General features: G+C 64.2%; 29 protein-coding genes. 14 read left to right on the forward strand and 15 right to left on the reverse strand.

Annotation, left to right across the window (positions count from 1 at the left end):
* Positions 1 to 2: 2 nt before the first annotated feature.
* The 10 genes from MJ8_RS01210 to hisB form a co-directional block, all read right to left on the reverse strand.
* Entirely contained in the window at positions 3 to 1,208 is a 1,206-nt protein-coding gene (locus MJ8_RS01210) for a glycosyltransferase family 87 protein (protein WP_201412712.1), read from the reverse strand.
* Positions 1,209 to 1,296: 88 nt separating this feature from the next.
* Positions 1,297 to 2,256: a type I pantothenate kinase gene (gene coaA / locus MJ8_RS01215; protein ID WP_201412713.1), complete on the reverse strand. Its 960-nt coding sequence runs from the start codon at positions 2,254 to 2,256 to the stop codon at positions 1,297 to 1,299.
* 80 nt (positions 2,257 to 2,336) lie between these two features.
* Entirely contained in the window at positions 2,337 to 2,660 is a 324-nt protein-coding gene (locus MJ8_RS01220; RefSeq protein ID WP_201412714.1) for a phosphoribosyl-ATP diphosphatase, read from the reverse strand.
* A 9-nt stretch (positions 2,661 to 2,669) separates the two neighbouring features.
* Positions 2,670 to 3,464 (reverse strand): imidazole glycerol phosphate synthase subunit HisF, encoded by a 795-nt coding sequence (gene hisF / locus MJ8_RS01225; RefSeq protein WP_201412715.1) that lies wholly within the window; start codon positions 3,462 to 3,464, stop codon positions 2,670 to 2,672.
* Complete coding sequence (locus tag MJ8_RS01230) at positions 3,461 to 4,300, reverse strand: arginase family protein (RefSeq protein WP_201412716.1); 840 nt, start codon at positions 4,298 to 4,300, stop codon at positions 3,461 to 3,463. The genes hisF and MJ8_RS01230 overlap by 4 nt, the downstream gene beginning before the upstream one ends.
* Positions 4,300 to 5,043 (reverse strand): 1-(5-phosphoribosyl)-5-[(5-phosphoribosylamino)methylideneamino]imidazole-4-carboxamide isomerase, encoded by a 744-nt coding sequence (gene hisA / locus MJ8_RS01235; protein ID WP_201412717.1) that lies wholly within the window; start codon positions 5,041 to 5,043, stop codon positions 4,300 to 4,302. Before hisA ends, MJ8_RS01230 begins: the two co-directional genes overlap by 1 nt.
* A 3-nt stretch (positions 5,044 to 5,046) precedes the next feature.
* Positions 5,047 to 5,337: a DUF1330 domain-containing protein gene (locus tag MJ8_RS01240; protein ID WP_201412718.1), complete on the reverse strand. Its 291-nt coding sequence runs from the start codon at positions 5,335 to 5,337 to the stop codon at positions 5,047 to 5,049.
* A gap of 1 nt (position 5,338) precedes the next feature.
* A complete protein-coding gene (gene hisH / locus MJ8_RS01245) occupies positions 5,339 to 5,989 on the reverse strand; it encodes an imidazole glycerol phosphate synthase subunit HisH (RefSeq protein WP_201412719.1) in 651 nt (216 codons plus the stop codon).
* A gap of 1 nt (position 5,990) precedes the next feature.
* Complete coding sequence (locus tag MJ8_RS01250) at positions 5,991 to 6,464, reverse strand: DUF2628 domain-containing protein (protein ID WP_201412720.1); 474 nt, start codon at positions 6,462 to 6,464, stop codon at positions 5,991 to 5,993.
* 4 nt (positions 6,465 to 6,468) lie between these two features.
* The gene (hisB, locus tag MJ8_RS01255; RefSeq protein WP_201412721.1) at positions 6,469 to 7,065 is read right to left on the reverse strand and encodes an imidazoleglycerol-phosphate dehydratase HisB; all 597 of its coding nucleotides are present in this window, start codon (positions 7,063 to 7,065) and stop codon (positions 6,469 to 6,471) included.
* A 216-nt stretch (positions 7,066 to 7,281) separates the two neighbouring features.
* Here hisB and hslV point away from each other — a divergent pair, with 216 nt between their 5' ends.
* The 5 genes from hslV to MJ8_RS01280 all read left to right on the forward strand — a co-directional run bounded on the left by hslV (position 7,282) and on the right by MJ8_RS01280 (position 11,516).
* Positions 7,282 to 7,833, forward strand: a complete 552-nt coding sequence (hslV, locus tag MJ8_RS01260) for an ATP-dependent protease subunit HslV (RefSeq protein ID WP_201412722.1) — start codon at positions 7,282 to 7,284, stop codon at positions 7,831 to 7,833.
* Positions 7,834 to 7,942: 109 nt separating this feature from the next.
* Positions 7,943 to 8,467, forward strand: a complete 525-nt coding sequence (locus MJ8_RS01265) for a GNAT family N-acetyltransferase (protein ID WP_201412723.1) — start codon at positions 7,943 to 7,945, stop codon at positions 8,465 to 8,467.
* A 4-nt stretch (positions 8,468 to 8,471) separates the two neighbouring features.
* A complete protein-coding gene (locus tag MJ8_RS01270) occupies positions 8,472 to 9,071 on the forward strand; it encodes a DUF2585 domain-containing protein (protein WP_201412724.1) in 600 nt (199 codons plus the stop codon).
* 5 nt (positions 9,072 to 9,076) lie between these two features.
* On the forward strand, positions 9,077 to 10,387 hold the full coding sequence (gene hslU / locus MJ8_RS01275) for an ATP-dependent protease ATPase subunit HslU (protein WP_201412725.1): 1,311 nt from the start codon (positions 9,077 to 9,079) through the stop codon (positions 10,385 to 10,387).
* Between the two features lie 94 nt (positions 10,388 to 10,481).
* On the forward strand, positions 10,482 to 11,516 hold the full coding sequence (locus MJ8_RS01280) for a DUF1402 family protein (RefSeq protein WP_412177086.1): 1,035 nt from the start codon (positions 10,482 to 10,484) through the stop codon (positions 11,514 to 11,516).
* Positions 11,517 to 11,523: 7 nt separating this feature from the next.
* On the opposite strand, the gene MJ8_RS01285 is transcribed toward MJ8_RS01280, so the two are convergent.
* The 3 genes from MJ8_RS01285 to MJ8_RS01295 are packed head-to-tail and all read right to left on the reverse strand — an operon-like array spanning position 11,524 to position 14,226.
* Positions 11,524 to 12,759: an NAD(P)/FAD-dependent oxidoreductase gene (locus MJ8_RS01285; protein ID WP_412177087.1), complete on the reverse strand. Its 1,236-nt coding sequence runs from the start codon at positions 12,757 to 12,759 to the stop codon at positions 11,524 to 11,526.
* Entirely contained in the window at positions 12,756 to 13,070 is a 315-nt protein-coding gene (locus MJ8_RS01290) for a MocE family 2Fe-2S type ferredoxin (protein WP_201412727.1), read from the reverse strand. Before MJ8_RS01290 ends, MJ8_RS01285 begins: the two co-directional genes overlap by 4 nt.
* A gap of 46 nt (positions 13,071 to 13,116) precedes the next feature.
* Positions 13,117 to 14,226: a fatty acid desaturase family protein gene (locus tag MJ8_RS01295; RefSeq protein ID WP_201412728.1), complete on the reverse strand. Its 1,110-nt coding sequence runs from the start codon at positions 14,224 to 14,226 to the stop codon at positions 13,117 to 13,119.
* A gap of 191 nt (positions 14,227 to 14,417) precedes the next feature.
* Here MJ8_RS01295 and MJ8_RS01300 point away from each other — a divergent pair, with 191 nt between their 5' ends.
* From MJ8_RS01300 to MJ8_RS01330, 7 genes are all read left to right on the forward strand, one after another.
* Entirely contained in the window at positions 14,418 to 15,449 is a 1,032-nt protein-coding gene (locus tag MJ8_RS01300) for a LacI family DNA-binding transcriptional regulator (protein ID WP_201412729.1), read from the forward strand.
* A 356-nt stretch (positions 15,450 to 15,805) separates the two neighbouring features.
* Positions 15,806 to 16,747 carry a sugar ABC transporter substrate-binding protein gene (locus MJ8_RS01305; RefSeq protein ID WP_201412730.1) on the forward strand — a complete coding sequence of 314 codons (942 nt, stop codon included), beginning with the start codon at positions 15,806 to 15,808 and terminating at the stop codon, positions 16,745 to 16,747.
* 193 nt (positions 16,748 to 16,940) lie between these two features.
* The gene (locus MJ8_RS01310; protein ID WP_201412731.1) at positions 16,941 to 18,017 is read left to right on the forward strand and encodes an ABC transporter permease; all 1,077 of its coding nucleotides are present in this window, start codon (positions 16,941 to 16,943) and stop codon (positions 18,015 to 18,017) included.
* Between the two features lie 2 nt (positions 18,018 to 18,019).
* On the forward strand, positions 18,020 to 18,790 hold the full coding sequence (locus MJ8_RS01315; RefSeq protein WP_201412732.1) for an ATP-binding cassette domain-containing protein: 771 nt from the start codon (positions 18,020 to 18,022) through the stop codon (positions 18,788 to 18,790).
* An 80-nt stretch (positions 18,791 to 18,870) separates the two neighbouring features.
* Positions 18,871 to 19,863 carry an inositol 2-dehydrogenase gene (gene iolG, locus MJ8_RS01320; RefSeq protein WP_201412733.1) on the forward strand — a complete coding sequence of 331 codons (993 nt, stop codon included), beginning with the start codon at positions 18,871 to 18,873 and terminating at the stop codon, positions 19,861 to 19,863.
* Between the two features lie 29 nt (positions 19,864 to 19,892).
* Entirely contained in the window at positions 19,893 to 20,687 is a 795-nt protein-coding gene (locus MJ8_RS01325) for an SDR family oxidoreductase (protein ID WP_201412734.1), read from the forward strand.
* Positions 20,688 to 20,945: 258 nt separating this feature from the next.
* On the forward strand, positions 20,946 to 22,037 hold the full coding sequence (locus tag MJ8_RS01330; protein WP_201412735.1) for a 3-deoxy-7-phosphoheptulonate synthase: 1,092 nt from the start codon (positions 20,946 to 20,948) through the stop codon (positions 22,035 to 22,037).
* 21 nt (positions 22,038 to 22,058) lie between these two features.
* On the opposite strand, the gene MJ8_RS01335 is transcribed toward MJ8_RS01330, so the two are convergent.
* The gene (locus MJ8_RS01335; protein WP_201412736.1) at positions 22,059 to 22,694 is read right to left on the reverse strand and encodes a LysE family translocator; all 636 of its coding nucleotides are present in this window, start codon (positions 22,692 to 22,694) and stop codon (positions 22,059 to 22,061) included.
* Between the two features lie 126 nt (positions 22,695 to 22,820).
* Between MJ8_RS01335 and MJ8_RS01340 the strand changes: the two genes are divergently transcribed.
* Positions 22,821 to 23,525, forward strand: coding sequence for a helix-turn-helix transcriptional regulator (locus MJ8_RS01340; protein ID WP_201412737.1), 705 nt, complete (start codon positions 22,821 to 22,823; stop codon positions 23,523 to 23,525).
* A gap of 40 nt (positions 23,526 to 23,565) precedes the next feature.
* Here MJ8_RS01340 and MJ8_RS01345 read toward each other — a convergent pair whose 3' ends face one another.
* Positions 23,566 to 24,366: a class I SAM-dependent methyltransferase gene (locus MJ8_RS01345; protein ID WP_201412738.1), complete on the reverse strand. Its 801-nt coding sequence runs from the start codon at positions 24,364 to 24,366 to the stop codon at positions 23,566 to 23,568.
* 240 nt (positions 24,367 to 24,606) lie between these two features.
* Between MJ8_RS01345 and MJ8_RS01350 the strand changes: the two genes are divergently transcribed.
* The gene (locus tag MJ8_RS01350) at positions 24,607 to 25,956 is read left to right on the forward strand and encodes an FAD-dependent oxidoreductase (RefSeq protein WP_412177138.1); all 1,350 of its coding nucleotides are present in this window, start codon (positions 24,607 to 24,609) and stop codon (positions 25,954 to 25,956) included.
* Positions 25,957 to 26,084 lie beyond the last annotated feature (128 nt).

The following is a 26,084-nucleotide window of genomic DNA, read 5'->3' on the forward strand; positions in this document are numbered from 1 at the left end:
ATTTATGGGGCTGCGTCCATCTTGGCGTTTCCACGCGGCGGGAGGTCAAGCGGTAGACCGGCGTCGCGCAATGCCACAAAGAAGAGCGCGAACAGGACGATTGTGGCGAGTGGAATTTTCAGCAAACCAAAATGGATCATGGCGAGAGGAAGCAGCATCGCAAAGGTGACGATGCTGAGCCGTGCCCCGCTCTCGGGCGATGGCGGTTTTCTCGACGCCATCAGCCCCAGCGCGCCGGCAAGCAATCCGAGATCGTAGGTCAGGGCATAGGGTGTGATAATGAATGTGGCGACCAGCAGCAGTATGTCGCGGTCGCGCGCGTCCTTGACCCGGAAGAATGCCGTGATCACGACTAGCGCGGCGGGCAGGGCCACCGCGAGATGCAGCATCAGCGCCAGGTCCGGACTGAAGTCCCAGTTGCGAAGCGCGCCATAGACAGAGGGCATCATCGCCAGGAACAGCCCCCGGAGCTGTCCCATGACCGCATTCTGGTACGGCACGACGTTCTGGATGTAGCCGCGCCACGAATCGAGCCCGAACACGGCGGCCGAGGCCACCACCAGCAACAGCGTGGTTATGACGGCGCTGGCGATGACGCTCCAGCGTCGCTCGGCTACCAGGAGGAACGGAAACAGCAGGCCGATCTGAGGCTTGGCTGTCAGCAGCCCGAGCAGGATGCCGGCAACGATGGGGTTCTTTTCGCGCAGTGCCAGCGCGCCGAGCGCGAGTGCCGCGCAGAGATAACCGTTCTGGGCCGCCCAGAAGTTGAGAACCATGAAGGGCAGTGCGGCGACCCACGCAACGAGACCGCGCTCGCCGATGAAGGCACGGTAGGCGATCAGAAATGCGACGCCGGTCGTCGCCAGAAAAAGCAGGAGCGCGGTTTCGTAGCCGAACAATCCGAGCGGCCAGATCAGGAAGAGGAAATGCGGCGGATAGCTCCAATTGTGCCACGGATATTCGCTGCCGAAAGCCTCTCGAAGGTGACCGAAATAGACATCCCAAGGGCCGAACAGGTCCTGCACCTTGCCCGAAAGCAACAAGCGGGACGCCAGCCAGTAGTTGGCGAAATCCTTGTCGGCAAGGTTCGGATCCAGGCCCGGTGCGACGATCGCGTTCCCGACCGGCCAGGCCAGTGTCACCGCCGCAATAGATGTGACCGCGAACACAAACAGATATGGCTTCGGCAGTGCCAGCAGCCGTCGCATGAAAACCTTGCCCGTTATCCCGTCGGCTTCTTGCAGGAATCTCTTAAGAACATGAAAACCGTCCGATACGGGCGGCTCTCTCAGGGCCTCACAGCTTCCTCAGCGCCACTTCCTCGATCAGGTGGTTGGCGCCCTTGCGCAGGATGAGGTCGGCGCGCGCCCTGGTCGGCAGGATGTTCTCGCGCAGGTTCTTCAGGTTGATGTTCGCCCACAGCCCCTCGGCGATGGCGCGCGCGGCATCCTCGGAGAGCTGCGAATAGCGGTGGAAGAAGGAGTGCGGGTTGCGGAAAGCGGTTTCGCGCAGCCGCATGAAACGCTGGATGTACCACTGATGGATCAGCTTCTCGTCGGCATCGATATAGATGGCGAAATCGAAGAAGTCGGATAGGAACGGCACGATCTTGCCGTCCTTCGGCAGCTTGCCCGGTTGCAGCACGTTGATGCCTTCGAAGATCAGGATGTCCGGCCGGTCGATGGTGACGAACTCGCCCGGAATGACGTCATAGGTCAGGTGCGAATAGACCGGCGCGCGGACATCGCGCTGCCCCGACTTGATGCCGGACAGGAATCTCAGCAGCGCGCCGACGTCGTAGCTCTCCGGAAAGCCCTTGCGCTCCATCAGATTGTCGCGGCGCAGGATCTCGTTGGGCAACAGGAAGCCATCGGTGGTGATGAGGTCGACCTTCGGGCTCGACGGCCAGCGCGCCAGCAACTCCTTCAGCACGCGCGCCGTGGTCGACTTGCCGACCGCGACCGAGCCGGCGATGCCGATGATGAACGGCGTCTTGACCACGTCCTGCGCCTTGAAGAAGGCCTGGCGCTGCCGGTAAAGAAGTTGGCTCGCCTCGACATGCGCCGACAAAAGTCGGGACAGCGACAGGTAGATGCGCTTGACCTCTTCGAGGTCGACCGGGTCGTTGAGCGAACGCAGCCTGTCGATCTCGTCCCCGCTCAGCGTCAGCGGCGTGTCGGCGCGGAACTGCGACCATTGCTCGGCGGAGAAGAATCGAAAAGGGGAGTACTTCTCGGTCGGAGCCAGCTGGTCCATCGGGTTTCCTGCCCTCCTAGAGCACGATGCCGAAAGGTGCGAAGCGGTTTTCCGGCGACATCATGCGCTATCCGTTTCTTTCAGCCCTTTGACCGGGCCGCCTTTTCGGCGATGCCCGAGCGGCTGGTTCGGCCCTCGAGCTCCTTCAGCACGTCGTCGAGCGGAATGCCCGCTATGCCGAGGACGACCAGCCAATGATACAGAAGATCGGCGCTTTCCGAAACGAGGGCCTGGCGGTCGCCGCGGATGGCGGCGATCACCGCTTCCACAGCCTCCTCGCCGAGCTTCTGGGCCGCCTTGTCCATGCCCTTGGCGAACAGTTTCGCCGTCCACGAGTCCGGGTCGCCGGAATGGGCGCGCTGATCAATGATCTGTTCCAGCTCGGCGAGTGAAAAGTCTGCCATAACAGTTATTTATGCCCCATGGGCAACCGAGTCCAGCCGCATCGGCAGGCCTGCCTTGGCCATATGCGCCTTGGCTTGGGCGATCGTGTAGGTGCCGAAATGGAAGATCGAGGCGGCAAGCACGGCGCCGGCATGGCCGTCGCGGATGCCTTCGACCAGGTGATCGAGCGTTCCGACGCCGCCGGAGGCGATCACCGGCACGCGCACGGCGTCGGCGATCACCCGGGTGAGCGCAATGTCGTACCCGGCCTTGGTGCCGTCGCGGTCCATCGAGGTCAAAAGGATCTCGCCGGCGCCGCGCTCCACCATGCGCCTGGCAAAGTCGACCGCGTCGATGCCTGTCTTCTCGCGCCCGCCATGGGTGAAGATCTCCCAACGGTCGGTCTCGCCTTGCGCCGACACCTTCTTGGCGTCGATCGCCACGACGATGCACTGGTTGCCGAACTTGTCGGCCGCTTCCGCGACGAAATCCGGATTCTTCACCGCCGCGGTGTTGATCGATACCTTGTCGGCGCCGGCCAGCAGCAGCTTGCGGATATCGGCCACTTGGCGCACACCGCCGCCGACGGTGAGCGGCATGAAGCACTGTTCGGCCGTCCTGGCGACCACGTCGAAGATCGTCTCGCGATTGTCGGACGATGCGGTGATGTCGAGGAAGCAGAGCTCGTCGGCGCCGGCCGCGTCATAGGCCTTGGCGGCCTCCACCGGATCGCCCGCATCGACGAGATCGACGAAGTTGACGCCCTTGACGACGCGGCCGTTCTTGACGTCGAGGCAAGGGATGACGCGTGCCTTGAGCATCACTTGCCCTCCAGCGTCGAGAGCAGGTCGACCACCAGCTCGCCGACCAGCGGCGGCACGTCGCCCTTCGGATCGAAGGCCGGATCGTAGGCGGAAATGGTGAGCCCGGCGATGCGGAGCGGCCCGGCGAGGCCGCACATGGCGGTGCGCACCTGCTCCGGTGCCGGACCGCCGGGCGTGGTGTAGCGGTTGGCCTGCAGCTTCTCGGGGTCGTGCACGTCGAGGTCGACATGCATATGCACCCGGTTTGCCCCGTCGACCTTCAGCCTTTGCGCAGCAGCCTTCCAGTCCGGGCATTCGGTTCGGATGATCGGCAGCTTTTCCAGCAGGTCCTTTTCCGCGCTGTCGAGGTCGCGCGCATTGACTAGGACGCAGCGCGACGGATCGACCGGCTTGAAGCCCGGGATCTGCGCCGCCATCGCTCGCCAGCAGAGGCCCAGCACGGTCGCCAGCGCCATGCCGTCGAGAAAGCCCGTCGTGGTGGTTTCCGGCGTGTTGAGGTCGCCATGCTGGTCGGCCCAGACGATGGCGTCGGCGCCGGCGCCGGCCACCGCGCCGGCGGCGGTCAGGCAGTTGCCGGCCAGAACGATCGGAAACCGCTTCTTGTCCAGCGCCATCCGGACTTCGCCCGAGACCGCGTTGCAGACGGCAAATCCCGTGCCGATCTCGCGCTCGTCTTCGTCCTCGACCGCTTTACCGATGTCGTTCACCTCGACATCGTGGCCGGCGAGCTTCAGCGCCTCGGCCAGCCCGCCTGAGATCAGCGCGTCCGGGCCCTGGCCGCAGCCGCCATGGAAATGGCCGCTGTCATAGGATGCCAGGATGATCGAAATGTTCACTATTCTGCCTCCGCCCGCTCGCCGCGCAGGATCGCCAGCGCCTCGGCCGGGTCGATACGCCCGTCATATAGGGCGCGGCCGGAGATCGCGCCTTCGAGTTTTTGCGCATCGGGCATGGTCATGCGCACGATGTCGGCGATCGAGGCGAGGCCGCCCGATGCGATCACCGGAATGGACACCGCCTCGGCGAGGCTGATCGTCGAATCCCAGTTGATGCCGGAAAGCACGCCGTCGCGGTCGATGTCGGTGTAGATGATGGCGGCCGCGCCCGCGCCCTCGAATTTCTTGGCAAGCTCTATGACGCCGAGCTCGGAGGCCTCGGCCCAGCCTTCGACCGCGACCTTGCCGCCCCTGGCGTCGATGCCGACGGCGACCTTGCCGGGAAAAGCCTTGCAGGCTTGCTTGACCAGCTCCGGCTCCCGCACCGCGATCGTGCCCAAAATGACGCGGGCGAGGCCGCGATCCAGCCAGTCCTCGATCTGCGCCAGGGTGCGGATGCCACCGCCGAGCTGCACTGGGTTCTTCGTCGCCTTCAGGATGGCGCCGACCGCCGCGGAATTGACGCTCTGGCCCTTGAAGGCGCCGTTGAGGTCGACGACATGCAGCCACTCGAAGCCCTGATCCTCGAACGCCTTGGCCTGCGCGGCGGGATCGTCGTTGTAGATGGTCGCAGTGGCCATGTCGCCGTGCCTCAGGCGCACGCATTGGCCGTCCTTGAGGTCGATCGCTGGAAACAGGATCATGGATCAGGCGCCCTCGACGATGACGAAATGACCGGTCGATGCGGCGAGCCGGAACTTCGAGGCATGCTGATATTCAGGCGAATGATAGCATTCGACCGCCTTGTCGTAGGATTCGAATTCGACCAGCACGTGCCGGTTGCCGGTCGCTCCTTCCGGACTCTCGTAGCGGCCCGCCCGGACCGGGAACTTCGCGCCGTATTTCGCGAAGGCGACGGCATTCGCTTCGATATACTGCTTGTAGACATCCGGATCGCGGACATCGATCATCGCCATCCAATAGCCCTTCTTGCTCATGTCAGGGCCTCCATTTCAGGAAGTTGGTGATCAAGGCCAGGCCGAGCGCCTGGCTCTTCTCGGGATGGAACTGCGTGCCGGCGAGGTTGCCGCGCGCGACCGCCGCCGTCACCGCGCCGCCATAGTCGGTGGTCGCCACGATCTCAGCCGGGTTCTTCGCGTCCAGATGGTAGGAATGGACGAAATAGGCGTGCAGCCCCTTCGGGCCGGTCTCGATGCCGGAAAACAGCGGATGCGGGCGGATAAGCTCGATCGTGTTCCAGCCGATCTGCGGGACCTTCAGCGCCGGATCGGAGGGTTGGATCTCCTTGACGTCGCCGGCGATCCAGCCGAGGCCCCTGGTGACGGTCTTCTCCAACCCGCGTTCCGACATCAGCTGCATGCCGACGCAGATGCCGAGAAACGGCCGCCCTTTACGAAGGGCAACGTCTTCCACCGCCTCCCACATGCCGTCCACCGCATGCAGGCCGGCGGCGCAGTCGGCATAGGCGCCGACGCCCGGCAGCACGATGCGGTCGGCGGAACGCACCCGTTCGGCGTCGGCCGTCAGCTCGATCGTCGCGGCAAGGCCTGCCTCGCGTGCGGCTCGCTCGAAGGCCTTGGTGGCCGAGCGCAGATTGCCCGAGCCGTAATCGATGATGGCTACCCGCATCTCAGGGCCTTCCAGGCGTATGGGTCAGGCCGAGCGCCATGCCTGTCTGCGGCGGACGGGCCTGCGATGCATCCGGCACGATGCGTGGCAGGGCCGGCTGCTCCTCGCTCTCCTCGCCGGCTTCCAGCGCGTGGCGCGTCTCGGCATCGGCGAGATTGCCGGCCTCGACCACGCCCCATTCGCGCCAGCCGCGCCGGCGCAGCGAAGCGATGCGCAGCGCCTGGCCTTCGAAGCCTATATAGAGCGAGACCAGCAGCGACAGCAGCGATCCGGCCCCTTCGAGCCCGAGTCTCTCGCCGGCCACCGACAGGATTGCCATGACGGCGAAGGTCAAGGCCGCCTCGATCCACAGCCGGTGCCATGCGAGCCAAAGCGGCGCGACCACGAAGCCCAGCCAGGTGAAGCTGTCGCGCACGAAAATTGCGTCTTCGGCTTTGTCGCCGACCGGCGGCGCCATCACGACATAGATCGCCATAGGGTTATCCTTTCAGGGATCCCTTGGTGGACGGCACGGCATCCGGCTGGCGCGGATCCGGCTCGAGTGCTGCCCGCAGCACGCGCGCCACCGCCTTGAAGCAGGTTTCGGCGATGTGATGATTGTTGGCGCCGTAATGGTTGGTCACATGCAGCGTGATGCCGGCATTCTGCGCCAGCGCCTGGAAGAATTCTCGCACCAGCTCGGTGTCGAACGTGCCGACCTTCGGCGACGAGAACGCCACGTTCCAGACCAGGAACGGCCGGCCGGAAACGTCGATCGCCGCGCGGGTCAGCGTCTCGTCCATGGCAAGCTCGATCGAGGCGTAGCGCATGATGCCGCGCCGCTCGCCGAGCGCCTTGCTCAAGGCCTGGCCGATCGCGATGCCGGTGTCCTCGACCGTGTGGTGGTCGTCGATATGCAGGTCGCCCTTGGCCTTGACCGTCATATCGATCAGCGAATGCCGCGACAGCTGGTCGAGCATATGGTCGAAGAAGCCGACGCCGGTCGAAATGTCGGATTTTCCCTTGCCGTCGACATGGACCGAGACCGAAATCTCGGTTTCCTTGGTCTTGCGGCTGACTTCGGCCGAACGCGTCATCGCTTTGTCCTTGTTGCCCTGTTCGGAGGCCCGGGGCTTGAAAACGAATGCCTTCTATCAGCATGATCCGGCGATTGCCAGTTGCCATTCCGGCCGCTATCGGCCCGGGCCGGGGGCGGTTTGCAATCCTTCGCCCTATGCATACATATGGCCGATCAAACTTACTCGTACCGCGCCAATCGCCTTTTCAAGGGATAGCGCGAATCGGAGCTCAAAATGTCGAATGAACTCACCATGCACGCCACGACCATCGTCAGCGTGCGCAAGGGCAACAAGGTGGTGATCGCCGGCGACGGGCAGGTCAGCCTTGGCCAGACGATCATGAAGGGCAACGCCCGCAAGGTGCGCCGCATCGGCAAGGGCGGCAGCGTCATTGCCGGCTTCGCCGGCGCTACCGCCGATGCCTTCACCCTGCTCGAGCGGCTCGAAGCCAAGCTCGAACAATATCCGGACCAGCTGACGCGCGCCTGCGTCGAGCTCGCCAAGGATTGGCGCACCGACCGCTATCTGCGCCGCCTGGAAGCGATGATGCTGGTCGCCGACAAATCGGTCTCGCTGGCGCTGACCGGCAATGGCGACGTGCTCGAGCCCGAGCATGGCGTCATGGCCATCGGTTCCGGCGGCAATTACGCGCTGGCCGCGGCCCGCGCGCTGATCGACACCGACAAGGACGCCGAGGAGATCGCCCGCAAGGCGATGCAGATCGCTTCCGACATCTGCGTCTACACCAACAACAATTTCGTCGTCGAAACGCTCGATGCGGCTTGAGCGACTATGATCCCGAAAAGTGGCCACCGGTTTTCGGACAAGATCATGGTCAATCAGGGAAAGACCAACCATGACCCCAAGAAGTGGGAACCGGTTTTTGGGCAAGGTCATGGTCGAACGGGAACATAGCTACGATTTTCGGCCGGTCACGGAAAAGGATCTGCCTATCATCGCCCGGTGGCTGCGCGAGCCGCATGTCGCCCAGTGGTGGGACGATCCGGACAAGGAGATCGCCGAGATCCGCGAGCATATGGATTCGGTTTCGGTGGAGCCGCTGATTGTCGAGCTGGACGGCAGGCCGATCGCCTATCTGCAGAGCTACGATCCGCATATGGAGGACGACCATCCCTATGCCGATCAGCCCTTCGGCACGCTGGGCATCGACCTCACGATCGGCCCGCCGGAGCTGGTCGGCGTCGGCCACGGCTCGGCCATCGTGCGCCAGTTCGTCGACGAGTTGTTCGAAGAGGGCGCGCCGCGCGTCATCATCGATCCGCATCCCGACAATGGCCGCGCGATCCGCGCCTATGAGAAGGCCGGCTTCAGGCCGATCGGCCGCAGGCATTCGCAATATGGGGACGTCGTGCTGATGGCCGTCGACGCGGCCGAGGACGACGAGCATCTGGGGGACTGAGGCGATGACCGCATCTGGAGAGGACAAGACGCTTTCGGCCTATGAAGACAGCTGGCGCATGGGCCTGCTGCTCGCGCTCGCTCTGATCATATTCCAGGCGGGGGCCTTGTACGGCATGGGTCACCCGCCGATCTGCACCTGCGGCTACGTCAAGCTCTGGCACGGCGTCGTCAACAGTTCGGAGAACTCCCAGCATATCGCCGACTGGTACACCTTCTCGCACGTCATCCACGGCTTCCTGTTCTATGCGCTGGCGTGGGCGCTGTTCCCGCGCTCGCCCATCGGACTGAGGCTCGCCTTCGCCTTCCTTATCGAAGGCGGATGGGAGATCCTGGAGAACAGCCCCTTCATCATCGAGCGCTACCGCGCCGGCACCATCTCGCTCAGCTATTACGGCGATTCGATCATCAACTCGGTGTCCGACACGCTGTTCATGGCGCTGGGATTTGTGATGGCGCGAAAGCTACCTATATGGGTGGTCGTGGCCCTGGCGCTCATCTTCGAGCTCGGCACGGGTTACATCATCCGGGACAATCTGACGCTCAACGTGATCATGCTGCTGCATCCGTTCGAGTTTATCAGGCAGTGGCAAAGTGGAATTTGAGTGATATGAGCACCTTTTCTCCCCGTGAAATCGTTTCGGAACTCGACCGCTTCATCATCGGCCAGAAGGACGCCAAGCGCGCCGTGGCGATTGCCTTGCGCAACCGCTGGCGCCGCCAGCAGCTGGAAGGCCAGATGCGCGAAGAGGTGATGCCGAAGAACATCCTGATGATCGGCCCGACCGGCGTCGGCAAGACCGAGATCTCGCGCCGCCTGGCGCGGCTCGCCGGAGCGCCCTTCGTCAAGGTCGAGGCAACCAAATTCACCGAGGTCGGCTATGTCGGCCGCGACGTCGAGCAGATCGTGCGCGACCTCGTCGAGGTCGCCATCGGCCTGACGCGCGAGAAGATGCGCGAGGACGTCACCGCGCGCGCCCAGATCAATGCCGAGGAACGCGTGCTGGAAGCCCTCGTCGGCAAGACGGCGAGCCCGGCGACCCGCGACTCCTTCCGCAAGAAACTGCGCGACGGCGAGCTCGACGACAAGGAGATCGAGATCGAGGTGGCCGACACCGGCACCGGCGGCATGCCCGGCTTCGAGATCCCCGGCATGCCGGGCGCCAATGTCGGCGTGCTCAACATCAACGACATGCTGTCGAAGGCGATGGGCGGCCGCAAGACCAAGACCCGCAAGACCACGGTGCGCGATTCCTACGCGCTGCTGGTCAACGACGAGTCCGACAAGCTGCTCGACCAGGACGAGGTGGTGCGCCGGGCGCTGGAATCGGCCGAGAATGACGGCATCGTCTTCCTCGACGAGATCGACAAGATCGCCGCCAGGAGCGACGTTTCCGGCGGTCCCTCGCGCGAAGGCGTGCAGCGCGACCTGCTGCCGCTGGTCGAAGGCACCACGGTCGCGACCAAGTATGGGCCGATCAAGACCGACCATATATTGTTCATCGCGTCCGGCGCCTTCCACGTCTCCAAGCCGTCCGACCTTCTGCCGGAGCTGCAGGGCCGCCTGCCGATCCGCGTCGAGCTGCGTGCGCTGGAAAAGTCCGACTTCGTCCGCATCCTGACCGAGACCGAGGCCAGCCTCATCAAGCAGTATATCGCGCTGATGAAGACCGAAGGCGTCGAGCTGACCTTCACCGACGACGCCATCGATTCGCTTGCCGGCATCGCGGTCGAGCTCAATTCGAGCGTCGAGAATATCGGCGCCCGGCGCCTGCAGACGGTGATGGAGCGCGTGCTGGACGAGATTTCCTACGACGCGCCCGATCGGCACGGCACGACGGTCACCATCGACGCCGCCTATGTCGAGAAGCATGTCGGCGACCTGTCGCGCAACACCGACCTGTCGCGCTTCATCCTTTAAACGCTGCCGTGAATTCGGGCTGGCCTTCAGGCCTGCCCGAACCGCCTTCCAACTGAAAGTGTGGCCAAATGGAAGCATCTGGCCACCATTCTTGGTGGCGGCGCGAAGCCTTCTCTCGACTCCGCGGCGCGCTTTACCTAGTTTGCCGCGCATTCGAAAGCGGCGGCGTATGAAGAAACTTATCCTGCTTTTTCTCGGCATGGCCTTGGCGGCGGCGGTGGCAACCGCCAACGCCGCGACGATGGTGCCTCCAGGCAACCGCAACAGCGTGCAGCCGGATATTCCGGGCGCCTCCAGCCGGCGCACCCAGGCCACCAACACCACCTTCCAGGCCAAGTACCGCAAGGTCTACGCGCTCTTGCAGAACGATGCCGAATTGCGCGGCAAGATCAGGAAGGTGGCGGCGGCCTACGGCATCGACCCCATGCATATCGTCGGCGCCATCGTCGGCGAGCACACCTACAATGTCGACGCCTACGACCGTTTGCAGACCTACTACGTCAAGGCAATCTCCTACCTGTCGAGCAAGCTTTCCTTCGCCTATCACGGCGAGGACATCTCGGATTTCGTCCAGCGGCCGGAATTCAAGAAATGCGCCGGCATGGACGACAGCTACGATCTGTGGGAATGCCGTGAGCAGGTCTGGAACCGCTCCTTCCGCGGCAAGACCGTCGGCGGCGAGGATTTCCCCAACGACCGCTTCGGCGCCACCTTCTTCCAGCCCTATTATGCCGGCCAGACCTTCGGCCTCGGCCAGTTGAACCCGTTGACCGCGCTCCAGATGAGCGATCTGGTGCACAAGGTCTCCGGCCTGCCGAAGCTCGATATCGATGATCCCAACACGGTCTACAAGACCATCATGGACCCGGATCTGACGCTGCCTTACGTCGCCGCGACCATCAGGAAGTCGATCGACGCCTATCGCAGCATCGCCGGCTTCGACATCTCGCACAATCCGGGCCTCACCGCTACGCTCTACAATGTCGGCAATCCCGAACAGCGCGCCTATGCGCTGAAGGCCGAGAACGAAAAGCGCCGCGCCGCCGGACAGCCGGAAAAGCTGCCCGAGGAGAACTATTACGGCTGGCTGGTCAACGACAAGCTGGATGAGCTGAAGGCGCTTTTCTAGCCGGACCTCACGCCGCCAGCAGCGATTTCAACTTGACCGCTTGCGAGCCGAGCGCCTCCGGCGCCGGGCTCGCCTGCCTGGCGATCAGCATTTCCGCCAGGCGGATGTCGCGCGCCACGGCAGTGCCGGGGCCGATGCCGCTGGCGGCGACCAGCCTGCCGTCATCGGCCAGATGGAACAGGATGAAGGCGCCATCGTCGAGGTCGCGCCGCACGATGCTCCTGCCTTCGTCCGAAAGCCCGGCGATCTGCAAGGTGAGCCCATACTGATCCGACCAGAACCACGGCACGGCGGCATGCGCCTCACCGGCGCCCAGCATGTTCCTGGCGGCCAAGGCGCCCTGTTCCTGCGCATTGCGCCAGGCTTCGAGACGCACGCGCCGCCCGCCATAGACGGCGAGCGGGAACGAGCAGCAATCGCCGGCGGCGAAGACATCCGCGTCGACGGTGCGCAATTGCTCGTCCACGGCGATGCCGTTGTCGATTGCGAGCCCCGCCTCGGCGGCAAGCGCCGTCACCGGCACGGCGCCGATGCCGATGACAGCGAGATCGGATACGATCGTCTGTCCGTTGGCCAGCGTGATGGCGACTTCCTTGCCGTCATCGGCTATCGCAGCGAGCCCCTGGCCGGTGCGGATCGCAACGCCCTCGGCCTCATGCGCTTTGTGGATCACCTCGGCGATCTCGGCCGGCACGCCGCGCATCAGGATGCGCGGCTGCGCCTCGATGACGCTGACGGCAGCGCCGAGCTTGCGCGCCGAGGCTGCCAGTTCCAGCCCGATGAACCCGCCGCCGATGATGGCGACGCGGTTTCCGGTGCGGAGATGGGCGCGGATGGCGAGCGCATCGTTGAAGGTCCGGAGATAGACGCAGCGGCCCCCAAGCCCCGGCATCGGCAGTTGGCGCGGCACGGAGCCGGTGGCCAGCAGCAACTTGTCGTAGGAAAGGGAAGAACCGTCCGACAGCCGCACGACATGCGCGGCGCGGTCGATCGCCGTGGCTCGGACCGAACGGATATGCCGGATAGCGCGTTCGGCGAACAGCTCGTCTGTGGCGATCGACTTGATGGCTGGCGCTTCGCCGATCATCGCTTCCTTCGACAGCGGCGGCCGCTCATAGGGCAGGTGCGGCTCGTCACCGACCAGCGTCACCGGCCCTTCATAACCGAGATCGCGGAGCGCGAGCGCCGCGCGCCCGCCGCACTCGCCCGCGCCGATGATCACCATCCCCATCATGGTCTTCATCCGATCCGGATCAGGACTTTGCCGTCATCGACCTTGACCGGATAGGTCTTCAAATTGACGCAGACCGGCGCGCCGCGAGCGTCACCGGTCTTGTAGTTGAAGCGGCCATTGTGCTTCGGGCATTCGATGATGTCGTCCATCACCAGCCCGTCGGCCAGATGCACCTTTTCATGCGTGCACAAGCCGTCTGTCGCGAAATACTCATCGTCCGGGCTGCGGTAGATGGCGAAGGTGCGCCCGGCATGGTCGAACCGCATCACATCCTCCTCGTCGATGTCTCCGGCCGCGCAGGCCTCGACCCAGTCGCTCATCTTGTTCTCCGCGAAAAATCGGTTGTCGGTTAAGCACTCAGGCAGCTCACTCAGCCGCGGCCGCCACCGGATTGTTATCGTTGTGGAATTCTTCTCTGTAGGGCTTCGCCGTCGGCGGCAGCGCGCGCTTGAGGAAATAATCCTCGTTGCGCAGCTGGCGCAGGAAGGCCGGGATCATCTCGCGGTAGCCGGCCAGGATCGACGGCGTCGGCGCCGGCAGGTCGTGCTTGATCATCTCATGCAGCTTCGGCAGCGCGTGGTAGGGCACCATCGGGAACATGTGGTGCTCCACATGGTAGTTCATGTTCCAGTAGATGAACCGGCTGATCGGATTCATGTAGACGGTGCGGCTGTTGAGCCGATGGTCGACGACGTTGTCGGCAAGGCCGCCATGCTGCAACAGGCCGGTCATCACATGATGCCAGGCGCCATAGAGCCGGGGCAGGCCGATCAGCATCAGCGGCAGCCAGGAATGCAGGTAGAGCGCCAAGGCGATGGTCGTGATGTAGATGGCGAGCCATATGCGGGCCACCCGGATCGCCTTCGGCTGCTCCTGTTCGGGAATGAAGGTCTTTTCCGCGGCGCTGATGATGCCGGCGGCATTGCGCACCATGTCGGTCATCGCGTGCCAGGCGTCGAGAATGCCGAAGAAGTTCAGCACCACGCGCAACAGATCCGGCGGGCGCATGACGGCGATTTCCGGGTCGCGGCCGACGATGATGGTGTCGGTGTGGTGGCGCGTGTGGCTCCAGCACCAGGTCACCGGATTGCGCATGATCATGAAGCAGGCGAGCTGGTAGACGGCGTCGTTCATCCACTGCGTGCGGAAGGCCGTGCCGTGGCCGCATTCGTGCCAGCGGGAATCGGTCGAGGAGCCGTAGAGCGTGCCATAGACGAAAAAGAACGGCACGCACCACCAGCTGCCCCAGAACCAGATGCCGCCCGCGGCGCTGGCGATGAAAGCGGCCAGCCAGATGATGGTGTCGCGGATCGCCGGCTGGTCGGAGCGCTGCATCAGCTCCTTCATCTGCTTGCGCGGGATCTCGGTGTGATACCACTCGGCCGCCGCGAGCCCGGTCTCGACCGCGAGCCTGGCGTCTCGCCCGGTCAGGCTGTAGTCGCGCGGCGACGCCGCCGAAGACGTGATTGCCGTCATTGGGGTTCCTCCGCCGGCCCTTGGCGCACCGCCCTGACCATGCAGGGCTCGCACATCGCTGACTTTCGGGCTTCAGCATATCCGCAAGGTCTGATAGTCTCAACATCACAAAGATAGTTTCTATCATTTCCTATCAGAATGAGATATGTGCTGAGTTGGATATCCGGAGTGGGACAAGCGAGGAAGCATTCATGGCGAAGCGGCCGACCATCACCGATCTCGCGCGCGTCTCCGGCGTCAGCGTCGCCACCGTCGACCGGGTGCTGAACAGCCGCCTGCCGGTGCGCGAGGAAACGGCGCGCCGGGTCTACGACGCCGCCACTGAGATCGGCTACCACGCGGCAGGACTGATCAAGCAGCGCATGCGCCAGGAATTGCCGGAATACAGGCTCGGCTTCCTGCTGCTCAGGGGCAATGACGTCTTCTACGGCGATTTCGCCAGGGAGCTCGAGCTGGCGGTCGCGCAGTCGCAGCGTTTCCGCGGCGTCGCGACGGTCGAGTTCGCCGCTTCCCTGGCACCTGACGAGATCGCCGCCCAGATGCGCAAACTGGCGGCCAAGTCGAGAGCCATCGCGGTCGTCGGCCCGGACCATCCCAACCTGACCGCGGTCGTGGAGACGCTGAAGGCCAGGGGGCAACCGGTCTTCTCGCTGCTGTCGGATTTTGCCGCCGGCATCCGCGAGGGCTATGTCGGGCTCGACAACCGCAAGGTCGGGCGCAGCGCGGCCTGGATGATCGCCAAGGCCGCCAGGAAGCCGGGCAAGGTCGCGCTCTTCGTCGGCAGCCACCGCTTCCACGGCCACGAGCTGCGCGAGATCGGCTTTCGCTCATTCTTTCGCGAGCACGCGCCGGACTTCACCGTGATGGAGACGCTGGTCAACCTCGAGGCCAATGACGTGACGCATGACGCCATGCTCGACCTTCTGGCGCGCCATCCCGATCTTGCCGGCTGCTACGTCGCCGGCGGCGGCATGGAAGGCGCGGTCTCGGCGCTGCGGACGGCAAAGCCTGCCGAGATGCCGGTCGTCATCTGCAACGAGATCAACGCCGTCTCGCGCGCGGCGCTTGCCGACAACATCCTCACCATGGTGATCTCGACGCCGCTCGCGGCGCTTTGCCGGGAGCTCGTCGGGCTGATGGCCCATGCCATCGAAAGCGGCGCCGCCAATGCGCCCGGGCAGACCTTCCTGCCCTTCGACATCTATCTGCCGGAAAACATCTAGACCCCGGAGTGATGAGATCGACATGAAAGAATCCATCAGCCTGATGGATTCTTTCATGTCGGTTTGCCGCGATTCCGGCTCCCACGAAGGTGGTCGTGAACCATCGCCACGCCGATAGCGATCGAAAAACCGGCCGCCCCGGTCGGAATCTCCCTTGACGTTTCAAAAACGAAATGGAATAAATATTTCACCAACTAGGCCTTTTGGTTCTTTCGTTCCGGAACGTCTGTTCGAACGGAGGAAGGGGCGTTCCAATCGAATTGGCGACGCCGCATGGCCGCAGGGAGAGATTCCCCGGGCAAACCGGGGATTCCGGTTCAATGGGTGCAGCCGGACACCAAGTGGAGGAGAATAAAATGAAGAAACTTCTTTTGGGCGTCGCGCTTTCGGCGCTGATGTGTTCATCCGCCTTCGCCGCCAAGATCGGTGTTTCGATGGCGCGTTTCGACGACAACTTCCTGACTGTGCTGCGCAACGGCATGATCGCTCAGGCCAAGGGCATGAGCGGTGTCGAGCTGCAGGTCGAGGACGCGCAGAACGATGTCGCCAAGCAGCTCGACCAGATCAAGAACTTCGCCGCTTCGGGCGTCGACGCCATCATCGTCAACCCGGTCGACACCTCGGCCACCCAGGCGATGTCCGACGCCGCGGCCGCCGCCAAGATCCCGCTGGTTTACGTCAACCGCCAGCCGATCAATGTCGATACGCTGCCGGACAACCAAGCCTTCGTCGCGTCGAATGAGGCCGAATCCGGCACGCTCGAGACCAAGGAAGTCTGCCGCTTGTTCAAGGAAGCCGGCAAGAAGGAAGCCAATGTCTATGTGATCATGGGCGAGCTTTCCAACCAGGCCGCGGTGCAGCGCACCAAGGACATCGAGGAAGTGATCGCCACGCCGGACTGCAACTTCATCAAGATCATCGACAAGCAGACCTCGAACTGGCAGCGCGACCAGGCGCAGAACCTGATGACCAACTGGCTGTCGGCCGCCAAGCAGTTCGATGGCGTCATTGCCAACAACGACGAAAGCGCAATCGGCGCCATCCAGGCGATGAAGGCCGCCAACATCGACATGAAGACCATGGTCGTGGGCGGTGTCGACGCGACCCAGGACGCGCTCGCGGCGATGCAGGCAGGTGACTTGAAGGTGACCGTGTTCCAGGACGCGGCCGGTCAAGGCGCCGGCGCGCTCGACGCGGCGCTGAAGCTCGCCAAGGGCGAGAAGGTGGAACACAAGGTCTACATCCCGTTCCAGCTCGTCACGCCGGCGAACATCGACAAGTTCTTGAAGAAGAACTGAGGCGCCGCCAACGCAATTCCGGGAAAAGCGCGTGGCGCTTTTCCAGAAGGAATGGCGTGAAGACAAACCGAGGAGCGGCGCGCCGGCACATCGGACTGGCTGAAATCACGGCCGCTGGCGTGGCGGCGCCGCTCCCTGTCTCCCCCGCCCCGTCGGGCGGGAGAGCGGGCGCGGTCATTCGGAGGAAGAAGACGTGTCACAGACATCGCATGGCATTGGCGGATTGAGTTATGACGCCAAGAAGCGCCCATGGCCGGCCGAGTTCAATGTGTTCCTGGCGCTCGTCATCCTGGTCGGCCTGTTCGAATTGATCGGCCGTGTCTTCCTCGGCGACAGTTTCCTGTTCAACACGCGTCCGAACGTTGACGCGATCTTCAACGAACAGCGCCTGCAGATCATCATCCTGCAGGTTTCGATCGTCGGCATCATCGCCATCGGCGTCACTCAGGTCATCATCAGCGGCGGCATCGACCTGTCTTCCGGCTCGGTCGTCGGCGCCACGGCCATGATCGCGATGAGCTTTGCCCAGGTGGCGACCGTCAACGGCAATCCCAACCCCAAGGCCATGTTCCTTGCCTATGGCTGGGTCGATCTGCCCGTCCTCGTGCCCTTGCTTGTCGCCATAGGCTGCGGCCTCATCGCCGGCCTGGTCAACGGTATGCTGATCGCCTATACGCGCATCCCGCCCTTCATCGCTACGCTCGGCATGATGGTCACCGCTCGCGGCATCGCCAAATGGTGGTCCAAGGGCGAGCCGATCTCGTTTCCGACCGACAGCTTCGCCGCGATCGGCAAGGGCCTGATGCCGGTCGTCATCTTCATCTCGCTGGCGATCCTGTTCCAGCTCATCTTGACCTACACGAAATATGGCAAGCACTGCTACGCCATCGGCTCCAACGAGGATGCCGCGCGCATGTCCGGCATCAAGATCGCCAACCACAAGGTGCTGGTCTACGTCATCGCCGCCATCCTCGCCTCCTTGGCCGCTGTGGTGCTCTGCTCCAAGAACCTCACCGCCCAGTCCGGCATGGGCGTCATGTATGAACTCGACGCCATCGCCATGGCCGTCATCGGCGGCGTCTCGCTCTCGGGCGGCCGTGGCTCGATCATCGGCACCGTGATCGGCTCGCTGATCTTCGGCGTCATCATTTCCGGCTTCACCTTCCTGCGGCTCGACGCCTATTATCAGGAGATGGTCAAGGGCGTGATCATCGTCGGCGCGGTCGTTCTCGATCAATGGCGCCAGCGCCGCCGCGCGATAGGAGCTTGACCATGTCCGATATCGTTCTGAAGACCGAAAACCTCACCAAGCACTATGGCGGCGTGCATGCGCTGCAAGAGGCGAATTTCGAGCTGCGCAAGGGCGAGCATGTCGCCATCATGGGCGACAACGGCGCCGGCAAGTCTACCTTCGTGCGCCAGATCACCGGCGTCGAGCAGCGCACCAGCGGCAAGATCTGGTTCGACGGCAAGGAGGTGAATTTCTCCGGCCCGATCGAGGCGCGCGAGGCGGGCATCGAGACCGTGTTCCAGAACCTCGCTCTGGCCGACGACCTGGACGTGCCGTCGAACCTGTTCCTCGGCCGTGAGAAGGTGCTGTTCAACCTCGGCCCCTTCTCGATCCTCGACCGCAAGGCGATGCGCAAGGCGACCGAAGCAGCGCTTGTCCGCACGGCGGTGAAGATACCCAACCTCTCCAGCACCATCCGCCACATGTCGGGCGGCCAGCGCCAGTGCGTGGCGATCGCCAGGACCGCGACCTTCGCCTCCAAGCTGATCATCATGGACGAGCCGACGGCGGCGCTCGGGGTGCAGGAGACCGCGCAGGTCGAGAACATCATCCGCACGTTGAAGGAAAACGGCGAGCCGCTGATCCTGGTCAGCCACAACATGCGCCAGGTGTTCGACCTGGTCGACCGCATCGTCGTCTTCCGCCGCGGCCGCATCGTCGCCAATTTGCGCAAGCAGGACACCGACGGCAACGACATCGTCGCCTACATCACCGGCGCCAAGACCGGACAGGCGGAGCTTCAGGCCGCCTGACGGATTCATAACGGAATCGACCAACCTTCCGCGCCGACAGGCGCGGATATGCCTATAGAACCCACCTCGAAGGACATTCCATGACACTCCGCTTCGCTCTCCTCGGCGCCGGCCGTATCGGCAAGGTGCATGCCCGCGCCGTCGCCTCCAACCCGCAGGCCAGGCTGGTGGCCGTGGCCGACGCCTTCGAGAAAGCGGCGACGGAGCTCGCCTCCGCCTATGGCGCGGAAGTCCGCACCATCGATGCCATCGAGAAGGCCAAGGACATCGACGCCGTCATCATCTGCACGCCGACCGACACCCATGCCGATCTGATCGAGCGCTTCGCCAAGGCCGGCAAGGCGATCTTCTGCGAGAAGCCGATCGACCTCTCGGTCGAGCGCGTCGAGAAATGCCTGGCGGTGGTCGAGCAGACCGGCGCCACGCTGATGGTCGGCTTCAACCGCCGCTTCGACCCGCATTTCGCCGCCGTCCGCAAGGCGATCGACGACGGCGCCATCGGCGACGTCGAGATGGTCACCATCACGTCGCGCGATCCTGGCGCCCCGCCGCTCGACTACATCGCCCGCTCCGGCGGCATCTTTCGCGATATGACCATCCATGATTTCGACATGGCCCGCTTCCTGCTGGGCGAAGAACCCGTCGCTGTCAGCGCCCATGCTTCGGTACTGGTCGACAAGAAGATCGGTGAAGCGGGCGATTTCGATTCGGTCAGCGTCATCCTCGAGACGGCGTCCGGCAAGCAGGCCGTCATCTCCAACTCGCGCCGCGCCACCTATGGCTATGACCAGCGCATTGAGGTGCATGGCTCCAAGGGCATGGTCGCGGCCGAGAACCAGCGGCCGGTGTCGATCGAGCTCGCCAACGACAAGGGCTACACCCGCCCGCCGCTGCACGACTTTTTCATGACCCGCTACATCGACGCCTATGCCAACGAGATCTCATCCTTCATTGCCGCGGCAACTGCGGGCGAGAAGGCGGCGCCGAGCGGCAAGGATGGTCTCGTTGCACTGAAGCTGGCGGACGCGGCCTTGGAATCGGCGAAGACGGGCAAGACCATCCGTATCGCCTGAACATCTTACCTCGATCAAGGAGCACAGCGATGAACGGTTTGGCCGGTCGCAATTCGGAAACGCGCGCCATCGTCACCGGCGGTGCGCAGGGCATCGGCTTCGCCGTCGCGGAAGCGCTTGCCGACGAGGGCTGCCGCGCGCTGGCGCTGGTCGGCCGCTCGCAGGAGAAAGGCGACAAGGCGGTCGCGGTGCTGAAGAAGAGCGGCGTCGACGCCATCTTCATCAGCGCCGATGTCGCCAAGGTCGCCGACTGCAAGCGCGCCGTCGAGGCGGCGATCGAGCATTTCGGAACGCTGAACGCGCTGGTCAACGCCGCCGCCACGTCCGCGCGCGGCTCGTTGGTGGAGACCACCGAGGAACTGTTCGACCAGATATTCGATACCAATGTGCGCGGGCCCTTCTTCCTGATGCAGGGCCTTGTCACACACCTCCTGGAGCGCAACGCGCCGGGCTCGATCGTCAATGTGCTGTCGATGTCGGCGCATGCCGGCCAGTCCTTCCTGACGCCCTATTCGACCAGCAAGGGCGCGCTGATGACGCTGACCAAGAATGTCGCGAGCGCCTATCGGAAGAACCGCATCCGCTGCAACGCGGTGCTGCCCGGCTGGATGGACACCGAGGGCGAGGCGATCGTGCAGAAGAAATGGCACGATGCGCCCGACGACTGGTTGGAAAAGGCCGAAGCCGCGCAGCCGATGGGCCAGTTGGTGAAGCCCGCTCAGCTCGCCCGGCTGATCACCTATATGCTGAGTCCCCAGGCCGGTGTGATGACCGGCTCGTTGGTCGATTATGACCAGAACATTGCCGGCGTGATCGGGGAGTAGAGCAATTTCAGGAAAAGTGTGAGGCGGTTCCCGCTCGGAATTGCGTCAAACGAGACACGTGACAAGCGCTTCGGCATCGACTATATGAGCCGCATGATCCACCTGACCGCCTCGTTTTGGTACTTTAGCTACGGTAGCTCGCTGGCGGCGGGAGGATTGCGCTCGATCTGAAAACTCCAGATCAAAATCCGACAAGCCGCCAGACCTGGCGGCTTTTTTGTTTCAGCCGGCAGGTCTCCTAACCAGGAGCAGAAAGCCGTGTTGACCACCACAGACGACCTTCGGGTCAAGGAACTCAAAGTCCTGAGCACGCCGGACGAGGTGATGCGCGAGATACCGCGCTCGCTCACGGCGACGCGCACCGTTGCCGCTTCGCGCAACGCCATCCATTCCATCCTCACGGGGGCCGACGATCGACTGGTGGTCATCGTCGGCCCTTGTTCCATCCACGACCCGGTCGCCGCCGTGGACTACGCCAGCCGTCTGGCGGCGCTGCGCGAGGCCCTGGCCGACCGGCTCGAGATCGTCATGCGCGTCTATTTTGAGAAGCCGCGCACCACGGTCGGCTGGAAGGGCCTCATCAACGATCCCGATCTCGACGGCAGCTTCAACATCGACAAGGGCTTGCGCATGGCGCGCAATGTGCTGTCGGCCGTCAACAATCTCGGCCTTCCGGCGGCGACCGAATTCCTCGACATGACGACGCCGCAATATATCGCCGACCTCGTCGCCTGGGGCGCCATCGGCGCGCGCACCACCGAAAGCCAGATCCACCGCGAGCTGGCGTCCGGCCTGTCCTGTCCGGTCGGCTTCAAGAACGGCACCGACGGCAACCTCAGGATCGCCGGTGAGGCGGTGAAGTCGGCCGCCCAGCCGCATCATTTCATGGCGGTGACCAAGGGCGGCCGCAGCGCGATCGCCGCGACCACCGGCAATGAGGATTGCCATGTCATCCTGCGCGGCGGCATTCAGCCGAACTACGATGCCGCGAGCGTCGACGCGGCCGCCGCCGAGCTTGGCCGCATCGGTGTGGCGCCGCGGCTGATGATCGATGTCAGCCACGCCAACAGCGCCAAGAAGCCGGAGAACCAGCCGAAAGTAGCGCATGATGTGGCGGGCCAGGTCGCGGCGGGCGACGAGCGCATCATCGGCGTCATGATCGAGAGCAATCTCGTCGCCGGCCGCCAGGACGTCGTGCCCGGCAAGCCGCTCGTGTACGGCCAGAGCATCACCGACGGCTGCATCGACTGGGCGACCACCGAGACGGTCCTGCACGGCCTGGCCGGCGCCGTCGAGTGGCGCCGGTCGGTGAAGCGCGAGCTGCTCGCCAGCCGTCAGGGCGCGGCGTGAGCGAGAAGGCGAGGGCGGCAATCACGCCGCCCTCAGCCCCTCCCACGCTGTGAACATCGAAACGGCAAACAAAAGCAGTCCGGCGCCGCGCCCGGCCAGGATGGTCGCCCTCGGATTGTCGACCAGCAGCCCACGGCTGCGGCCGGCGGTGACGGCGAGCCCGCCATAGATTGCCGCCTGCGTGGCGACCGTCAGCAGTCCCATGATGGCCGCCTGCATCCAGATCGGGCCGTAGGCCGGCTTCAGGAATTGCGGATAGACGGCAAGGATGAAGAGATAGGCTTTCGGATTGATCAGGCAGGTGACAAGGCCCTGGCGAAACGCCTTCCAGGCCGAGCGGCTGCCTTCGGGCGCGTCATCGCCGACAGTGATCGAGCTGCGCATCAGCGAAACGCCGATATAGGCCATATAGGCGGCGCCGGCGACCAGCAGCGGCGTGAACAGCACCGGCACGAAATGCATGAGCAGGCCGACGCCGACCGCCCCGTTCAGCGTGTGCACCGCGCCGCCGAGCATGATGCCGGCGGTGGCCGCCAGGCCCCGGTTGCTGCCGCCGGTAAGCGCATTGGCCAGCACGAACAGCATGTCCATGCCCGGAACGGCGATGATGCCGAACAGAAGCACGAAGAACAGCCAGAGGTTTTCGCCATAGCTCATGTCAGTTGCCTGTCGCCTCCGCCGCGAGCGCCTAAAGGATTCTGTTGATTTTCAAGCCGGTAGGCGGCCCTATAGGTCAGGCCAACTGACGAGGGTGTGTCAGTTGCGTTTCAGCCGGGTGGAAAAATGCGCAAGGCCTCGCGCCTGTTCGAGATCATCCAGATCCTGCGGCTGGCCAGGAAACCGGTGACGGCGGCGACGATCGCGGAGCGGCTGGAGGTGACCATGCGCTCGGTCTATCGCGACATTGCAGCGCTTCAGGCGATGCGCGTGCCGATCGAGGGCGAGCGCGGTATCGGTTACATCCTGCGGCCCGGCTTCGACCTGCCGCCGCTGATGTTCTCGATCGAGGAGATGGAGGCGATCGTGCTCTCGCTGGCGCTGCTCGAGCGCACCGGCGACGACGAGCTCAAACAGGCGGCCAAACGCGTCGGCGCCAAGATCGCCGGCGCGGTGCCGCCGCCCTTGCGGCAGACGCTCGACGCCAATGCGCTACACGCCTGGGGTTTTGCAGCACCTTCCGCCTCCGCGGTCGACCTCGCGCTGGTCCGCCGCGCCATCCGCGACGAGGAGAAGCTTAGCCTCTCCTACCGCGACGAAGCGGGGCGGGCGACGAACCGCATCATCCGCCCGGTCGCGCTGATCTATTATGCCGAGACCGCCAACATCGTCGCCTGGTGCGAATTGCGCCAGGCCATCCGCAATTTCCGCAGCGACCGGATCGAGGACTGCCGGCCGGCGGGCCTGTGGTTCAAAGGCGAGGGCGACCGGCTGCGGCAGGTCTGGGTCGACGGCTGGGAGATCAATGCCGCAGCCGCCGTCGGCAATTGATGCGACGCCGCGATGCCGTGTCGCACGGTCGACATGAATGTCAGGGCACGATGCCTCGGCAGGCCCAGGCGACATTGGCGAAGGATCGCGGCCCGTCGGGCCGGCCGGCCTGATAGGCATCGCGCATGGCGGCCTCGACGCGCTTCTGCTCGGCCGCGTCCAGCGTGGTCATGTATCTGCCGAGCGGGCCTTCACCGGCGCCGATCGGCGCCCAGAGGTCGTCGAAATCCGCGTAGTCCATCCGGATCGTCAGCTCGGCTTCGGTGACGTCGACGAGACCCTGCTCGACAAAGGTGCGTTTCATCTCGCCCGGCTGCATCATCGGCTGGAAGCAATAGCGGCTGCGCATCTGGCGCCCGCTTTCGCTGAGCGCCGCTATGGTGTCGATGATCATGCGCATGCCGGTCATGCCGCCATAGTGATCCCAGACGACCGCAGCGACCACGCCGCCGGGCCGCACCACCCGGCGCATCTCGGCCACCGCCTTGCCGGCCTCGGGCACGAAGTGCAGCACCAGCAGCGCCAGCGCGCGGTCGAACACGTTGTCGGCGAAAGGCAGCGCCGTGGCATCGGCCTGGCTGATTGTGATGCGCGGATCGGTGTTTTTCTCCCTCGCCGCCGCGACGAACACCGGCGAGAAGTCGATGGCCTGGATCTCGGCGAGATCACCGGATTTCGCCAGTTCGAAGGTCAGGCTGCCGGTGCCGCAGCCGACGTCGAGGATTTTTTCGCCGCCGCCCAGGCCGGCGAAGTCGATGAATTTCGGCGCGAGCCTCCGGCTCCAGCGCCCCATGAGCTGCTCATAGCCGGACGCGGCGTGAACGGTGAAGCTTGATGTCATCCCGCCCTCCCTTCGCGGACCTCAGCCTAGACCTGCGCGGGAGCCATGCCAAGCGACGAAAGCAGCGGACCGTCCGTGATTGCACGCGAGCGTGGAGTGGGTCGGAGCTGGCCGGCTCCGCACGTTGCCGGGAACGTGTACAGAAGCTAATATAGCGCCGGACCCTCGCGGACATTGGGGGACGGGGTGAGCAAGATCCTGATTTGCGGTGGAGGCGTAATCGGGTTGTGCACGGCGGCCATGCTTGGCCGCGACGGTCATGACGTGACGGTCCTCGAGGCCGATCCGGCGGATCAGCCTTCGAGTTCCATTCAAGGATGGGACTGGGAGCGCCCCGGCGTCGCGCAATTCAGGCAGCCTCACAACCTCAGCTCGCGTTTCCGAATGGTCGCCGATCAGGAACTGCCCGGGCTTACGGATATATTGCTGCGCGCCGGCTGCGTCTGGATGGATTTTTTCGACCCCGGATCGTTGCCCCCGACCATAACGGACAGGGCGCCCCGCCCGGGCGACGAAGCCATGCGCTTCGTCACCGGCCGGCGGCCGGTGATCGAATGGGCCACAGCCGAGATGGCGCAAGCGGCGCCCAATGTGACGGTCCGGCGGGGGATCAAGGTTCGTGAGCTGATCACGGGAGCCTCAGCCATTCCCGGCGTGCCGCATATTGCGGGCATTCGCACGACGTCCGACGAAGAGATTCGCGCCGACCTGGTGATCGATGCGATGGGGCGGCGAAGCCCTGCCTGCGAATGGATCATTGCCGCCGGAGGCCGCAGTCCGAGCGAGGAAGCCGAGGACAGCAATTTCGTCTATTTCACCCGCTATTTCACGGGCAAGCAGCGGCCGCGCCGAAAGGGCCGCCTGCTCACTCCGATGGGGCTGTTCTCGATCCTTACGCTGGATGGCGACAACGACACCTGGTCGGTCACCCTGTTCACCTCGGCGAAAAACAGGGCGATGCGGGCTTTGCGCGACACGGCCACGTTCCACCGTGTCGTCATGGCATGTCCAATGCAGGCCCATTGGCTTGACGGCGAGCCGATCACGCATGTCCTGCTGATGGCGGGCGTTCTCGACCGCTATAGGAGGTTTGTCGTCGACGGCCAGCCTGTAGTCACCGGGTTTGCGGCTGTGGGCGACGCTTGGGCCTGCACCAATCCGTCCGCCGGGCGGGGCTTGAGCGTCGGCCTTGTGCACGCCCAGGTGCTCAGGAACGTCGCTCGCCGGCACATCGACGACCCTGCCGAATTCTCGCGAGAATATGATGCCGAGACCGAGCGCCAGGTCGGCCCGTTCTATCGCAACCAGATCGCCGCCGACCGTGCCCGGATCGCGGAGATGAACGCCCTGGCGGATGGACTTCCTGTTCCGCTGCCCAATCCGGTCATGGCCCGGCTTTTCGCCGCCGCAAGCGAGGATGCCGACGTGTTTCGCGGCGTGATCGAGATCGCGATGTGCGTTTCGCTGCCGCAGGAGGTCATGGCCAGGCCGCATATCGCGGCAAAACTGGCCGAGCTGGACAGTCAGCCCTTGCCGCCGAGTGCCAACATCATCGATCGCGACCGGATGGCATCCCTGCTGGCCGGCTGATCTTCGCAATCCGGGTGGGACTTGTCAGGGACCCCTGGAACCGGAGACTTCGCTCAGGCAGGCATCACTTTGCCGGCCGAGAGCGTTTCGAACACCTCACTTGTTTCGGCCACGAGCGTCCGCATCAA

The sequence above is a fragment of the Mesorhizobium sp. J8 genome, from assembly GCF_016591715.1.
GTDB lineage: Bacteria > Pseudomonadota > Alphaproteobacteria > Rhizobiales > Rhizobiaceae > Mesorhizobium.

What these genes read in the sequence shown, in the direction of transcription:
- MJ8_RS01270 (WP_201412724.1), top strand. Translation starts at nt 8,472, where the DNA reads ATGACCGCATCTGGAGAGGACAAGACGCTTTCGGCCTATGAAGACAGC.
- coaA (WP_201412713.1), bottom strand. Translation starts at nt 2,256, where the DNA reads ATGGACCAGCTGGCTCCGACCGAGAAGTACTCCCCTTTTCGATTCTTC.
- MJ8_RS01325 (WP_201412734.1), top strand. Translation starts at nt 19,893, where the DNA reads ATGAACGGTTTGGCCGGTCGCAATTCGGAAACGCGCGCCATCGTCACC.
- MJ8_RS01285 (WP_412177087.1), bottom strand. Translation starts at nt 12,759, where the DNA reads ATGAAGACCATGATGGGGATGGTGATCATCGGCGCGGGCGAGTGCGGC.
- MJ8_RS01345 (WP_201412738.1), bottom strand. Translation starts at nt 24,366, where the DNA reads ATGACATCAAGCTTCACCGTTCACGCCGCGTCCGGCTATGAGCAGCTC.
- MJ8_RS01220 (WP_201412714.1), bottom strand. Translation starts at nt 2,660, where the DNA reads ATGGCAGACTTTTCACTCGCCGAGCTGGAACAGATCATTGATCAGCGC.
- MJ8_RS01305 (WP_201412730.1), top strand. Translation starts at nt 15,806, where the DNA reads ATGAAGAAACTTCTTTTGGGCGTCGCGCTTTCGGCGCTGATGTGTTCA.
- iolG (WP_201412733.1), top strand. Translation starts at nt 18,871, where the DNA reads ATGACACTCCGCTTCGCTCTCCTCGGCGCCGGCCGTATCGGCAAGGTG.
- MJ8_RS01300 (WP_201412729.1), top strand. Translation starts at nt 14,418, where the DNA reads ATGGCGAAGCGGCCGACCATCACCGATCTCGCGCGCGTCTCCGGCGTC.
- hslV (WP_201412722.1), top strand. Translation starts at nt 7,282, where the DNA reads ATGTCGAATGAACTCACCATGCACGCCACGACCATCGTCAGCGTGCGC.
- MJ8_RS01350 (WP_412177138.1), top strand. Translation starts at nt 24,607, where the DNA reads ATGCTTGGCCGCGACGGTCATGACGTGACGGTCCTCGAGGCCGATCCG.
- MJ8_RS01290 (WP_201412727.1), bottom strand. Translation starts at nt 13,070, where the DNA reads ATGAGCGACTGGGTCGAGGCCTGCGCGGCCGGAGACATCGACGAGGAG.
- MJ8_RS01335 (WP_201412736.1), bottom strand. Translation starts at nt 22,694, where the DNA reads ATGAGCTATGGCGAAAACCTCTGGCTGTTCTTCGTGCTTCTGTTCGGC.
- hslU (WP_201412725.1), top strand. Translation starts at nt 9,077, where the DNA reads ATGAGCACCTTTTCTCCCCGTGAAATCGTTTCGGAACTCGACCGCTTC.
- MJ8_RS01315 (WP_201412732.1), top strand. Translation starts at nt 18,020, where the DNA reads ATGTCCGATATCGTTCTGAAGACCGAAAACCTCACCAAGCACTATGGC.
- MJ8_RS01250 (WP_201412720.1), bottom strand. Translation starts at nt 6,464, where the DNA reads ATGGCGATCTATGTCGTGATGGCGCCGCCGGTCGGCGACAAAGCCGAA.
- hisA (WP_201412717.1), bottom strand. Translation starts at nt 5,043, where the DNA reads ATGATCCTGTTTCCAGCGATCGACCTCAAGGACGGCCAATGCGTGCGC.
- MJ8_RS01340 (WP_201412737.1), top strand. Translation starts at nt 22,821, where the DNA reads ATGCGCAAGGCCTCGCGCCTGTTCGAGATCATCCAGATCCTGCGGCTG.
- MJ8_RS01265 (WP_201412723.1), top strand. Translation starts at nt 7,943, where the DNA reads ATGGTCGAACGGGAACATAGCTACGATTTTCGGCCGGTCACGGAAAAG.
- MJ8_RS01295 (WP_201412728.1), bottom strand. Translation starts at nt 14,226, where the DNA reads ATGACGGCAATCACGTCTTCGGCGGCGTCGCCGCGCGACTACAGCCTG.
- hisB (WP_201412721.1), bottom strand. Translation starts at nt 7,065, where the DNA reads ATGACGCGTTCGGCCGAAGTCAGCCGCAAGACCAAGGAAACCGAGATT.
- MJ8_RS01210 (WP_201412712.1), bottom strand. Translation starts at nt 1,208, where the DNA reads ATGCGACGGCTGCTGGCACTGCCGAAGCCATATCTGTTTGTGTTCGCG.
- hisH (WP_201412719.1), bottom strand. Translation starts at nt 5,989, where the DNA reads ATGCGGGTAGCCATCATCGATTACGGCTCGGGCAATCTGCGCTCGGCC.
- MJ8_RS01240 (WP_201412718.1), bottom strand. Translation starts at nt 5,337, where the DNA reads ATGAGCAAGAAGGGCTATTGGATGGCGATGATCGATGTCCGCGATCCG.